This window comes from Burkholderia sp. HI2500, from assembly GCF_002223055.1.
Taxonomy (GTDB): domain Bacteria; phylum Pseudomonadota; class Gammaproteobacteria; order Burkholderiales; family Burkholderiaceae; genus Burkholderia.
This window is the reverse complement of sequence record NZ_NKFL01000009.1, coordinates 33,819-47,113: the sequence shown is the minus strand read 5'-3', so window position 1 is coordinate 47,113 and position 13,295 is coordinate 33,819. Positions and strand designations below refer to the sequence as shown.

Annotated in this window: 9 protein-coding genes; 3 read left to right on the top strand and 6 right to left on the bottom strand. The window is 59.4% G+C overall.

The genetic code is table 11. The annotated features are described in order from the left end of the window. Complete coding sequence (locus CFB45_RS37730; RefSeq protein ID WP_089430224.1) at positions 1 to 3,150, top strand: error-prone DNA polymerase; 3,150 nt, start codon at positions 1 to 3, stop codon at positions 3,148 to 3,150. A gap of 78 nt (positions 3,151 to 3,228) precedes the next feature. Here the strand turns inward: CFB45_RS37730 and CFB45_RS37725 are convergent, their stop codons facing one another. From CFB45_RS37725 to CFB45_RS37700, 6 genes are all read right to left on the bottom strand, one after another. Further along, positions 3,229 to 4,020 (bottom strand): abortive infection family protein, encoded by a 792-nt coding sequence (locus CFB45_RS37725; protein ID WP_089430223.1) that lies wholly within the window; start codon positions 4,018 to 4,020, stop codon positions 3,229 to 3,231. 99 nt (positions 4,021 to 4,119) lie between these two features. Further along, on the bottom strand, positions 4,120 to 5,097 hold the full coding sequence (locus CFB45_RS39240) for a hypothetical protein (RefSeq protein WP_179255156.1): 978 nt from the start codon (positions 5,095 to 5,097) through the stop codon (positions 4,120 to 4,122). Between the two features lie 339 nt (positions 5,098 to 5,436). Beyond that, on the bottom strand, positions 5,437 to 7,227 hold the full coding sequence (locus tag CFB45_RS37715) for an AAA family ATPase (RefSeq protein WP_089430222.1): 1,791 nt from the start codon (positions 7,225 to 7,227) through the stop codon (positions 5,437 to 5,439). 287 nt (positions 7,228 to 7,514) lie between these two features. Beyond that, positions 7,515 to 8,708 (bottom strand): replication initiation protein, encoded by a 1,194-nt coding sequence (locus tag CFB45_RS37710; RefSeq protein WP_256978546.1) that lies wholly within the window; start codon positions 8,706 to 8,708, stop codon positions 7,515 to 7,517. 1,141 nt (positions 8,709 to 9,849) lie between these two features. Continuing rightward, positions 9,850 to 10,815, bottom strand: coding sequence for a ParB/RepB/Spo0J family partition protein (locus tag CFB45_RS37705; protein WP_089430220.1), 966 nt, complete (start codon positions 10,813 to 10,815; stop codon positions 9,850 to 9,852). Next, positions 10,815 to 11,486, bottom strand: coding sequence for a nucleotide-binding protein (locus CFB45_RS37700; protein WP_089430219.1), 672 nt, complete (start codon positions 11,484 to 11,486; stop codon positions 10,815 to 10,817). Before CFB45_RS37700 ends, CFB45_RS37705 begins: the two co-directional genes overlap by 1 nt. Positions 11,487 to 12,067: 581 nt before the next feature. Between CFB45_RS37700 and CFB45_RS37695 the strand changes: the two genes are divergently transcribed. Together CFB45_RS37695 and CFB45_RS37690 are read left to right on the top strand one after the other, a co-directional pair. After that, entirely contained in the window at positions 12,068 to 12,859 is a 792-nt protein-coding gene (locus tag CFB45_RS37695; protein ID WP_089430218.1) for a hypothetical protein, read from the top strand. Next, positions 12,856 to 13,050 carry a hypothetical protein gene (locus CFB45_RS37690; RefSeq protein ID WP_006749796.1) on the top strand — a complete coding sequence of 65 codons (195 nt, stop codon included), beginning with the start codon at positions 12,856 to 12,858 and terminating at the stop codon, positions 13,048 to 13,050. Before CFB45_RS37695 ends, CFB45_RS37690 begins: the two co-directional genes overlap by 4 nt. The last annotated feature ends 245 nt before the right edge of the window (positions 13,051 to 13,295 follow it).

Sequence of the window (13,295 nt, the reverse complement as noted above, 5' to 3'; positions counted from 1 at the left end):
ATGAACGCCGGCAGTTTCGGCGCCTTGCCCGCCTACGCGGAACTTCAAGCCGCCTCCGATTTTTCGTTCCTGCACGGTGCGTCACGCGCCGAGGAATACGTCGCGCGCGCGGCGCAGCTCGGCTACAGCGCGATCGCGATCACCGACGAATGCTCGCTGGCCGGCGCCGTGCGCGCGCACGTCGAAGCGAAGGCCGCGAACATGCCGCTGATCATCGGCTCGCACTTCCGGCTGACGGCCGCCGACGGCTCACCCGCGCTCGCCTTCACTGCACTCGCGATGAATCGGGACGGTTACGGCAACCTCTGCGAATTCATCTCGCTCGGCCGCATGCGCGGAAAGAAAGGCACGTACCGCCTGGCGCCCCTCGATGTCGAGCACCCTGAAGCCCCATTCACCCACCTGCGCACCCTGCCCGATTGCATCGCGATCCTGTCGCCCGACTTCCCAGCCAACGAGCAGCGGCTCGACGCCCAGGTCGAGTGGATCGCGCGCGTGTTCGGCGATCGCGCGTGGGTTGCGCTCACGTTGCACGCGCGTGCGATGGACGACATCCACCGAGGCGTGGTCGAGCGCGTCGCCGCGCACCACGGCGTGCCGGTGGTGGCCACCAGTTGGCCGCTCATGCACGTTCGATCGCGCAAGCCGCTGCAGGACGTGTTGACCGGGATCCGGGTCGGCCGGCCGGTGTCCGAGTGCGGGTACGAGCTCGCGCCGAACGCGGAACGTCATCTGCGATCACGCCTGCGGCTCGCCAACCTCTACCCGGCCGGCGCGCTCGAGGAAACCATACGCGTCGCGCGGCGCTGCACGTTCTCACTCGACGACCTGAAGTACGAGTATCCCGACGAACTGGTGCCGGCCGGTACCGACCCGGCGACGTACCTGCGCGAACAAACCTACATCGGCGCCCGGCGGCGCTTCCCCGCCGGCATCCCGATCGACGTGCAGGCGCAGATCGAACACGAACTACAGCTGATCGCGGACCTGAACTACGAGGCGTATTTCCTGACCGTCTACGACATTGTGCAGTTCGCACGCGAGCAAGGCATCTTGTGCCAGGGCCGCGGCTCGGCGGCGAACTCCTCGGTCTGCTACTGCCTCGGCGTGACCGAGGTCGATCCATCGCGGCAATCGATGCTATTCGAACGGTTCATCTCCAAGGAACGCAACGAGCCGCCTGACATCGACGTCGATTTCGAGCATCAGCGTCGCGAAGAGGTCATGCAGTACATCTACCGCAAGTACGGCCGCGATCGCGCCGCGCTGACGGCCGCCGTCACGACGTACCGGCCGCGCAGCGCGTTGCGGGAAGCCGGAAAGGCGCTCGGCGTGGATCCGGCGATCGTCGATCGCGTCGCGAAGCAGCACCACTGGTTCGATTCGCGCGCGGATCTGCTGCAGCGGTTTGCCGAGGCCGGCCTCGATCCCGAAGCGCCGTTGAACCAGCAGTGGGCTGGATTCGCCGCGCAGCTGCTCGGCTACCCGCGGCACCTGTCGCAGCACTCGGGTGGCTTCGTGATCAGCCGCGGCAAGCTCACACGGCTCGTGCCGGTTGAAAACGCCGCGATGGAGGACCGCACCATCATCCAGTGGGACAAAGACGACATCGAGGCGCTCGGGATCCTGAAGATCGACGTGCTCGCGCTCGGCATGCTGTCGATGGTGCGACGCGCGCTCGACATGATCTCCGAGAAGCGCGGCGAGACGTTCGAGCTGCAGGACATACCGGTCGAGGACAAGGCGACCTACGACATGCTGTGCGATGGCGACAGCATGGGCGTGTTCCAGGTGGAATCGCGCGCGCAGATGTCGATGCTGCCGCGCCTGCGGCCGCAGTGCTTCTACGACCTGGTGATCGAAGTCGCGATCGTGCGGCCGGGCCCGGTGCAAGGCGGGATGGTCCATCCGTTCCTGCGCCGCCGGCAGGGACTGGAACCCGTCACGTTCCCGTCGGATGGCATGGAGAAAGCGCTGAAGCGCACGCTCGGCGTGCCGATCTTCCAGGAGCAGGTGATGCAGGTCGCCATGCTGGCGGCCGGCTTCTCCGCCGGCGAGGCCGACCAGCTGCGCCGCGCGATGGCGGCATGGAAACGCAAGGGCGGACTGGAGCCGTACCACGACCGGCTCGTGAGCGGCATGCTCGCGCGCGGCTACGATCGCGAGTTCGCCGAATCGATCTTCGCGCAGATCAAAGGCTTCGGCGAGTACGGCTTCCCGGAGAGCCACGCGGCCAGCTTCGCGCTGCTCGTCTACTCGAGCGCGTGGCTGCGTCGACATGAACCGACCGTGTTTCTGGCCGCCCTGCTCAACAGCCAGCCGATGGGCTTTTACACGCCGTCGCAGTTGCTGCAGGACGCGCGGCGTCGCGGCGTTGAGGTGCTGCCCGCCGATGTCAACGTGAGCACGTGGAATTCCGCGATCGAAGGCCCGACGACGTCGGCGCCCGTGCGCCTCGGTTTCTCGCTGTTGCGCGGTATGCGAGAGGATGTCGCGGGCCGCATCGAGCTCGCACGCGCAGCGCGGCCTTTCGTCGACGTCGCGGACCTCGCGCGCCGAGCGCGGCTTGATCGGCACGACCTGCAGGTGCTCGCGCGCGCGAACGCCCTCCGCTCATTCGCCGACGGCAACCGACGCGCGGCGCTTTGGCTGGCGGCCGCTGCCGTGCCGGATCGAGATCTGCTGCGCGGCACTGAACGTGACGACGCAGTGCCGGCGTTGCCCCAAGCATCCGAGGGCAATGAGATCGTGACGGACTACCGCGCGATGGGGTTCACGCTCGGCCGGCATCCGCTCGCGCTGCTGCGTGATCGCCTGACGCTCGATCGCCTGCAACCGGCCGACCAGTTGGCGACGCTGCGCAGCGGGCAACTCGCACGCGCTTGCGGACTGGTCACGGTGCGGCAGCGTCCGGGCACGGCCAACGGCGTGCTGTTCATGACGCTCGAGGACGAGACTGGCCAGGTGAACGTGATTCTCTGGCCGCAACTGCTGGAAACGTATCGGAAGGAGGCGCTCGGCGCGGCATTGCTCGCCGTCTACGGCGTGTGGCAAGCCGAGGGCAAGGTGCGGCACCTGATTGCGCGCAAGCTCGTCGACCGGACTGAGCTACTCGGGGCGCTGCCGACGTCAGCGCGTGAGTTCTGCTAGCGACCCGAACAGGGCCACGTCGCCTACGATTTTTCCCCGTTGTAACGGCCATACGCGGTCCGGGCTTGGACGCAACGTTCAACGCGATCGGTCCATCGCTCGTCCTTCCAGCGTTCGAATGAACCGGATCGATGCACCGATGTGGCTGAAGATCAGCAGAGCCTCGCTGTGGTTCAGGATGGGGTTGTCGTGCGCTAGGCTTTTGTTGTTGCGTACATCGTTGAATGCTTCCAGGATGCTGATGCTGCTCCGCAGGATGCGATCGGTCATCTCCGACTCAAGCAGCCCGGCTGCTCGAACCGCTTTGACGTACTCGCCCATAAGGCTGTGCAACGGTTTGTCTCGGTTCACCTCAATGCCGCGGCGCTCGCAGTGCGTGCGAAGAAACTTAATCGTGAACACGTGCAAGCGATCAAGCGCTGTCGCCGGCTCGTTTTGATCGATGGCCGTTCGTATGTGTTTCGCGGCTGCTTCAAAGTCCAGGTCGTTGACGCTGGCCGTGAATGCGTCGACCTCCGGGACCGGACTCGCCGAGTTTTGTTGAAGTCGGTCGATGATATTCTGCACGTCGGCGAGCAGGGCATTGTCCATGTCGGCCGGAAGGCACTCGTATTCGTTGGCGTGCTCGATCATCGCGACCAGCGCTTTGGCAACGATGTGGTCGGGTTCAATGGTCCAAAAGCCCCGCATCCGGTTGGCCTTGGAGCCCGAACTCATATTGATCCGGTATTTGGCATCGTCGATGTCCAGGCCAGTGTGCTCCTCGAAGAAAAGGGAAAACGTGCGGTCGGAAAAGTCGAGCACATAGCCGCTGCTCATGCCAAGCAAGCGTTCGAGTTTCCGCTTTTCGATAGAGGACAGGGTTGCCATGCTGCTCCCGATGTATGGGCTGGTCTGTCGACGATTGTAACGAGGAACAGCGATGCCACCGGGCAAGCGGCATGTACGGGCAAGACCCGCCAAACGCCGTCATGCGGTTTCGGTCGCCCCGTCCCTTGGCCCCGTCGCGGGCGGCATCGCAATAAACGCCTGGCGATCGTCCGACACCACGCGGTCGTAACGCTGGACGAACGTGCGCATCTTTTCCGGGTGGTGGTTGTACGAGGTGATCCAACGCTGGATCGCCGCCGCCACCGCTTCAATCAACCCATAGGTATTGATGTATTTCATCATGGGATCGTCGCTCGGCGGGTACTCCTGGACGCCGACGTACGGAGTCAGCCGGGCGACCTTCCCGGCGGCGACCTTGCGGGACTCCAGGTTCGACATGTGCAGCAGGCTGTTGCGGAACTCCCATAGTTCTTCGGGTGTTGCGCCGGCCGTGGTCGGGCCGGAGAACATGCGCAACCAGTCGATGAACACAGGCGTGTCACGCGGCGGCCGGTCGCCGAACTCGACGTACGCGATCGTGTCCAGGAACGACATCAGAAGTTTGAGGCACGAGATGAAGTGCCGGTTGTTGAACAGCAGCCGTATGGCCTTGAAATAGTCGTCGTGGATCAGGCCCGGCATGTCGAACGTGCCGGCCTCCTCGTTAATGTACTTGAACAGGTAGTCGTCCATTTTCCCAGGCTCCCCCACGCCCTCCGGCAACTCTGACATGTTGAGCGGCCCCAGCGGCACACTCACGTGGATCGTGGGCACGCCGTCGACGATCGCTGTAACGCAAAACAGCGGGGCCATCCCCGCACCGACCTCGCGGAACAGCGGTTCGAACATGTGGGTCGTTTCGCCCAGGCGTTCCATCGCGTGGTACTCCTCGCGCGGCATCGAGCGGGCCAGCGGCACGCGCCGCACGGACGAGAAATCGCGCATGGCGCGCTCTTGCAAAAACGCTAGTTTTTTGGCGTCGCTCCCTTGCCGGAAGTACTGCTTGATCCCCACGGCCCGTAGTTCGTCGGCTTCGAAATACGTGTATACGTTGTACACTGGTTCGTGTCTTTTCATTGCCCTGTGCTTGGCCTCATTGTCCCGAAGATCCTAAACCATCGCGAGGCATATGCACACGGGTGTCCGGTTACCGAGTCAAGCTGCCGCCTCGATGACGCTGCTCACGAGGCAGCGGCCGTCGTCTTCTGGCCGAACCCGGTCGGTGGCCGCTCCGACAAATCGCGACTGGCTCAACCCGACCCGAAAGAGGCATTCGAATACCGAGCGCGAATGACGGCTTTTCCACACATCCGACTGACATCCGCCTCGGTCAAATGTGCCTTTCGCGCGTACACGCGCTCGGGTAGTTCACGAAAGCTCCGGCGTTTCAGTAGGCGGCTCACAAGAAACGGTTGATCATTTCGCGAGTTCTGTGAGCGCGGTAAAAAATGTGACAAGGTCGTGCGCGATCTCGTTTTCCTCCAAATTCTTGGCGACGTCTTCTCGCGCGAGATTGTAGGTCGACTTGATGCAGACGCCCTTTGTAAATATCTCCTTGCCATGGGCGTCCCGGACCGCAATCAACACGTCCGTAGCGGTCGTATCGGCCGGCAATGCCAATCCGTGCTTCTCCGCGAAGAACGCTCGAATGTCATCCGCTGGCTTATCAGCGGCACGTGCAATCGCCGATTCACACAGCAAATAATTTTCGATGTGCCGCCTCCGCCACTTCATTGCCGTGAATCCGTCGTTTTTGGGCGGGTTCGATTTGTCGATCAGGTCCGCACCTACGGTGTCGTCCGGCTCGTCGTCACGATCCCTAATGCTGATGGCCTGGAGGCCTGGGATCTCCTTTTGTAACTGTAAAAAGAGTCGTCGACGCTCCGACGCGTGACCATTCCAATACCACGGCACGACATTCTTGGGCCAGGCGATTTGCGCCCTCTCCGCCAGGATTCCAAGAAATCGCGCGTCGCTCTCGGCCTCCAAGATCAACATTCGCTTACTCTCCATGAGCGCATGCAACGTCGGCGTGTGGATCGTCCCGATGCCGCCAAGCACTTTTACTTTGCCCCCAGGCTCGTCAAGGTATTGAGCTTTTCTGTTCGCGACCGCCAAGATCTTGTCGTAGTCGTAGAAACGGATGAGTTCTGGAGAGTGGGTCGCCATGAGAACTTGCTTACCAGTCGCCTCTGTTGTTTTGCGTAATGCCACAACGAGCTCTTTTTGTAACGTGGCATTAAGATGCGCGTCGGGCTCATCAAGGAGAATTACGTCAACGTCCGGCGATAGGGACAGCGCGTAGACGCTGAGCCATTGCAAGAATCCACTACCCTCGACCATAAGGTCCCGAGAGTTGTATTTCGGGAATTTTTTGAATGCTCCCTCTTTGAACTCTCCTTTCACGCACTCAACCCGCAGGTAGCTATGGTACCGCTCGTTGAAAGGAACTACTTTAATCTCTGTCGCGAACGTCGACTGGATTGTTTTCAGAAGAATTTCCCACGCGTCACTTTCCCGTAGGGATTTGAGATCCGAGTTGCTGATCTTTGTCTTCCCTTCCCGCATTTTCGCCCGTTTCCGCTTGTTCTCCTCATGAAGTTCGAAGAGCACATTTCGGATCACCCCACCTGATAATCCTTGCCCAATTAATCGCTCACGCATCGCTGGCGTGAGCCTAGCTTCCCGGTCCGTGATTCCCGCAAAAGGCGGCAAGTACCCGATCCTCGGGACGTTGCCATCAATCGGACTACCGTCTTTGGTCATGACATCGCCTTCCGAAAGGTTCGTCGAAGTGGTCTTGACAAACAACCGGTCATTGGCCAACGACAGTCCTATCTCGAGGTGACGTTCTTCCCCCGAATCAAGATCCCAATAGACCCCAATCTTTAACGTGTAGCCATCGGCTTCCGTGTCCTTGTTTGATTTTAGATTCGTCCAAAGATGGCTCAACGAGGGTATCTGCAAAGGTGTAAAGTCCACGATCCCCATCCCGACACCTGCTTTTGTTTTCGTTTGTAGCCAGCCGGCTCGCCCCTTCTCAATTTCGAGCAGCGTTTTGCAGAACTGCCAAGTCGCAAGTGCTTGCAGGAGGGAAGACTTACCACTATTGTTACCCCCCACCACGAGGGAAAGCCCCGACTGCAATCGGATGGTCGTGTCCTTGAACTGCTTGAATCGGTGGAGAGTTATTTTTTTGACGTACATGGCCTATTGAGGATTGTGCTGTTCGATTCAGCTTAAGCCTATTCAATACCCACTCCACGTGCCGGTTTCACTGCTTCGCGCACGTAGCTACCGCGGGACAACCATCAAAGGGCTGCCGTGGGTTATCTCGAAACTCGGGCATGCGCAGACGACGTCGAAGACTACCATAGAGCGCCCCTCACGGCCCGTGAGCGGTCGCCCGATTGGCGCTTCCGACTGTCCCTTCTTGGCCGCACTGAGTCAGAAGATCCAACGCTGTCAGCTTGGTCTAGGCTAGCGTTTTGCAATTAAGCGAGCGTCTCGCCGATCCTACCTGCGAGCCAAGCAGTGAACGCCGTTTTCTCGAGAACGTTCTTAAACACCCCGTCAGCCTCGATATATGACCCGACCGCCCCTCCGGATGCGGCGTACTGACGCACGAACTCGCTCCGCTCGCTCTCTGACAGGCCACGAATCGCGGTTGCGATAAGCTTCGACCTTGCATCTGCCGCCGCCTCCGCTTCGTCGATCACGGCCTTCTGCGCCCGCCGCGCGGATTCCTCAATTACCTCTACTGTCTCGATGTCCCCCCCACCTTCGAATACCGTGCGCGCGTATCCGCCGGCGTTCTTTTTGATCTTCTTGTTCCGAATCTGCTGCTCAACATACTGAGCCGTCCTGGTCGCCCGATCTGGATCATGCTGAATCCAGTCGACGGCGAGTCGGCCCGAAATTCCGAGCTTCACGAGTCGACGATATGTCTCCGATTCGCGGATCGCTGCTTGCTCCTCGCTATCACTCTCGTCGTACATCGATCTCTGGGGATTGTCCTCGACCAGGAAACGGATTTTGGCGACGCGACGATTCTGTCGTTCGTACTCCGGTGTGATGAGGATGTTCGATACCGTGTTCACTTCCTTCACGGCCTTTTTGATCACTTCCGAATTGAAGTGCTTGAATTCGTCGTACGTTGACGCTTCAGCGCCGAGAAGCCTTCGCCAAATATCAACTGATATCCACCCTGTCGACCCTGTGCGTTTGAATCTCAAGCAATTCTCGTAGAGAGCGAGAGCATACGCGCCACTGAACTGCTTCTGAACGTTTATGTTGATGAGCAGGTAGATCTCTGGATTTGCCAGTTTGTTCGCAAGCGTGCTGCTGTACTCGTACGTGACGATCCCGTTCCGAATATTTGCCGAACTCAGGAGCGTTGTAACGCCCCACTCCTCGTCTCCTGCCGCGTGCAAGATATCGAACTCGATCGGAGTGGTGGAGATCTTCTTGAGAGCCTCTTTGAGTGCCGACGTGTTCTTGCTGTCGAACCCAAGCATCTCGCTCATGATCCCGACGGGAATCTCATGCACTGACTTCTTCAGCAAATTGTCGTAGGCGTTCAGCAAAAGGACATTCGACAACTTCCGCCCTAGCAATCCAAGGTCGCCTCCGACATGCACCGTACCGACGTGCTTGCGAAGCTCGCTCGACGGCACACTGGCAATCATTGCACTACCGGATTTTTGTTTTGCTACCGCCATACGGTCCTCATAGTTTGAGGAGCATTCTAGGTCGCAAAAGTCATGTTCGCAAGCCATCGAGGATGACCTTTAAATATTCCCCCACAAACCACGACCGTTCCACCGCCCCACAAACCATGACCTTTCAAGTCTCGCTGACGGCCTGCCCCATAAACCATGACCTTTCGTTGATGACGATTGCCTCCCCATAGACCATGACCTTTGCTTGCCCGAAATCATGGAGACCTACAGGTACCCCCCATAAACCCCGACCTTTCGCCCTTTCCCCATGACCGGCCACGTAGGACTGTCGTCCCTGATCGTGACCTGTCATGCCACTGGGCCGATGAGATGCATCGAGCCCCCCATAAACCATGACTTTTAAGCCTGGAGCCCACCGACATACCGAGCCCCGCCCCCCCGAACTACGCGCCGCTGCACTCGCGACTACGTCGCATATCTCCATTCCCCATAAACCACGACCTCTCGGACAAGGAATCTAGCCACAGTGGAACCTCCCCACAAACCATGACCTTCAGGAACCGAAAACGAACGGACAACGCCCCACAAACAATGACCTTTCCAATGACGCTGGATATTTTCGTTTTATTTCATGGGTTTACAAGGAAGTGTCTACTTACTCGCGGTTCGCATCTCCCCCCACAAACCATGACCTTTAAGCCTCGATGAGCAGGTGGTGCCGTCGTACCCGGCGTACACGCCCCACAAATAACGACCTTACGCCCCACAAAGTACGACCAGTCATTGACTTCCGTCGCTTGGCTCCTATAAAAACCCCTTTTTAATCAATCAGTTGTAACACGCTCTTGAGACAAGATCTCGATGCCCCACAAAACATGACCTCACCCCATAAAGCATGACCGTGACACCCCATAAACCCTGACTTGTCGCCCCATAAAGGATGACCAATCCTCCCCAAACCCCTTACTGGATAAGGCTCTTGCGAACCTAAAGGTTTTAAAGAGGTTGTCTTTTAAAGGCACCCACAGGTGTTGTTCCTCTGTGAGATTGCCTCACCCATCGAACCTGGGACGGACTGCCCACCTGTTACAGAGACGGAAACAGAAACGTCCACCGCTGGAATCAGCCAGCGGCAGCCGTGCCCACGCTATTCTTTCGGAAACAACGCCAAGATCTTTTCGCTGATCTCCACCGCCACGTCTGGGGCTAAGCCCTTCAGCTTCAACTCGATCCGCCCGTCCTCTTCAAACGACTTGAACTCGCCCTTCGCGCCACGGAAGGTTAACTGTTCGCGAGTCGACCGAGGCCGCTTAACGGTCCCTTTTGCAGCCGCTTTACGTCGAGCGGCAACATCGCGGTAGCCCATGCCACTTTTTGCAGCTTCAGAGATCAGGGCCAAGGTCTCTTCCTCGCCTTTTACTTCCCAGAATTCTCGAATTGCGTTCAGCATTTTGAGAGAGAGAAGTTCCGGATATTCCGCGGCGGCTTGAACTATCTTGCTCGGCAGTTGAGCGAGCGACAAAGTGCGGCTAACATGATCTTCCCCGAGCCTTAGCGCTTTGGCCAGAGCCGCCTGTGTCGGATAGATCTTCCGCGATATCAATTCCTTCCATTTGATCGCGTCATCGAGCGGGCTTTGATCCTTGCGCTCAACGTTCGCAGCGCGGGCTTCCTCATACAGTTCCCGCTCACTTGCTGGTTTGGGGCGAATCTCAAGCCGCAACGTAGGGAGACCTGCCGTTCGAGCCCCGCGAAGGCGCCTCTCTCCGTCAATGAGTACGACGTCGCCCGCGTCATCCTGATACGCACTCGCAGACTGCCCCTGCCCCCGGGCCGCGAGCGACTCCGCCATCTCAGATACAGAAGAGGCTGTATAGATGGCCCTTGGATTGACAGAATTCGATTTAATTTTGCCAACCGGGACTTCATACGTTTGCCCGATTTCATATCTAGCAGGCTCTTGGCTCGAGCCAACCTCGCCCCCCCGAAGCTGGGAGATAGTTGCCACCGGCGGCGCCATGCGCGGATCGCCCACGATGGGAGCCAACGAAGCGGCATCCTCCACCGCCGCAACTCGCTCGACCGCTACTGCTTTTTTCTTAAAAGTAGCCATTACTTGACCTCCGCACCGTTGATCCGTTCGATGATTTCCCGATAGACCGCCTCCATCTCATCGATCGCCTTCTTCGACCGATCGCGGCCCTTCAGCTCATGAACGGCCCGGCCGGTCTTGCCCGTCGCACGCCATGCTTCTCTCTGCGGAATCTGTGAATCGAAAAGTCGAATGTCTTCGCTTTTCAAATATGCCCGCAATTCCGCAGTCGCCTTCGATCCTTCGACCGGCGACACCCGAGTGAGCACCACGTATGCGGGGATCTCACCGCTTTCATGCCGCGGCCCCATGTCTTTAAGGGTCGCGAAGACATTCAGGGTCGACTCCACTTCTTGTTGATCAGGCCCGCACGGGACCAGCACGAGATCGGATAACAGTGCGCATTCGAGCATCGTCCGATAGTTCTGCGCGCCGATGTCAACCACGACGAGGGTGTACTTGTTGGCGAGGTTTGCCAGTTCCCGCGCCGGATTCGCCGGGAGAGCGAGCACTGGAATGGCTGGTGTAACGCCCTCTTCGTTTCGAATTCGCGACCAACTCATCGCAGAACCTTGCTTATCAGTATCGAGAAGAACGACATCCACTTCTTCCGCGGCAGCCAGGGCTGCTATGTGCGTTGCTAATCGCGTCTTAGCAACACCACCTTTTTCCGCCCCAATCGTAATGACCATTTTTCCTCCATTCGGAGAGCCGAAGTATTGACAGTCGGATTGTTATTCGTCAGTCAAAACATGTCAAAACAATTGAGGAATAATTCCGCGTTTTTGTGAACGTGTTGCAGTCCAGCAACGATTTCAGATTGAACGAGGATGATCTTGGCGCGAGCCAAGATTCCCAAGTCGATCTACGAAAGATCCTTGTCGATGACTTGACTGCAGCTAGACTTGGCTCGAGCCAAGATTGCATAACGGCCGAAAAAGCGCCTTAACTGACGTGCCTGGCACTGGGGCGAGTAGGGCGCTCACCAGTCAAGACTTTGAGGCCAAGACACACAGGCTGAACCCATGTTGGCTCGAGCCAAGATTCAGGCCTGACGGTGAGCGATATCGAGCTTGGGCGCTGTACGCCCCGCATTCTTATAGCGACGCAGGTAAAAAGATTGTCTACTCCGACTGAGCCTACATCACCGACGCCAGCTTTAAGCCGAGAAGGGATCAACATTTCTACCGGACTTCAATCTGCTAAAGCGCAAGAAATTCCGGCGCGGTCGGACTGTCCGCTAGAATCGTAGTTTTCGTTCGTCGCCAACACCATGGCTCTGCCCCGTACCGACTTCTTCGATCGCGTCTTGCAGGATGCCTATGATCGGCTGCAGGGGTCCGTCCAAGCCCGGCAGTTTCTGTCGGGCGCGTTCCGGCAGGACGGCACCGTGTTCGATGCTGGGACCCTCGTCGAGTTCGACGACTTCGACCTCACCAGCACCGAGTATGCGCAGCTGCTGATGATCTTTACGGACGCGCGCGTCCACGAGCAGGCCCAGTACGGGGTAGGGCCCGACGAGGCGCCGCCGGGCGTGTACTTCACGTCGGTCCAGCCCGCGATCCTGCAGCACCCGCACAAGAACCGCATCGGCTTGTATCAGGACGCGGACGACGGGATGTCGTTATATCTCGCCGAGGGTGACGATGATGCGGACGACGTCCCGGATCCGGCGGTCGCGCAAGCGTTGCACATCGATCACATGTTTCTGCGGCACCAGGCGCCGGACTGGCTCGGCACGGTGGCCTTCGCCCTGTGCGCGATGACCGCGCACCGTCTGGGCTATCGCCGGATCACGCTGATCGCGGGGGGAGGAGAGGGGTACGACCCGCATATGATCGGCTATCGCTACTGGCCGAAGCTCGGCTTCGATGCGCCGCTCGAGGCGGCGGAGCAGGCCATCCCCGAGTTCGCCGCCTGCCAGACCGTGCAGGACCTGCTGGAGCTCGACGCGGCGTGGTGGACCGACCACGGCTCGCAGCGGCTGATGGAATTTGACCTCGGTGCCGACAGCCGGTCGTGGGCAAAGCTGCTAGACTATCTGCTAGACAAGGAGCTGATATGAGCCACGTGACGAAACCGCTGAAGAAAGCTGCGCCGACGACGGCCGCGGTGAAGGTCGTCGTGCGCGTGTCGCAGCGTAAGAAGAAGCCGGCACCGCTGACGGCGGCCGGCAAGGCGCAGTTGCGCGCGGCGGCCCGGCGGCCGAGCACGCGCGTGACGCCGGAACTGCCGGAATGGCGCAAGGCGATGTAACTAGGACGGGCCGGTTGGCCCGTTTTTTTGGTCCGCGTCTAATGCCGATAACTCTCCTGGTCGGCATTGACGGCACTTCAGGCCATGCGGTTTCGAGCGAGCAGCGTGAGGCGCTCGAGCCGCTGGCACCGGGTCGTCGTCGACGAAACGAGCCTTGCCGGCGAGCCGGGAGCACCTATACTGATTCGGCGGCCGCGCCGCTGGACAGCGCGAGTGCAGTAGTTGGGTTGAATGCGGGCGGCACC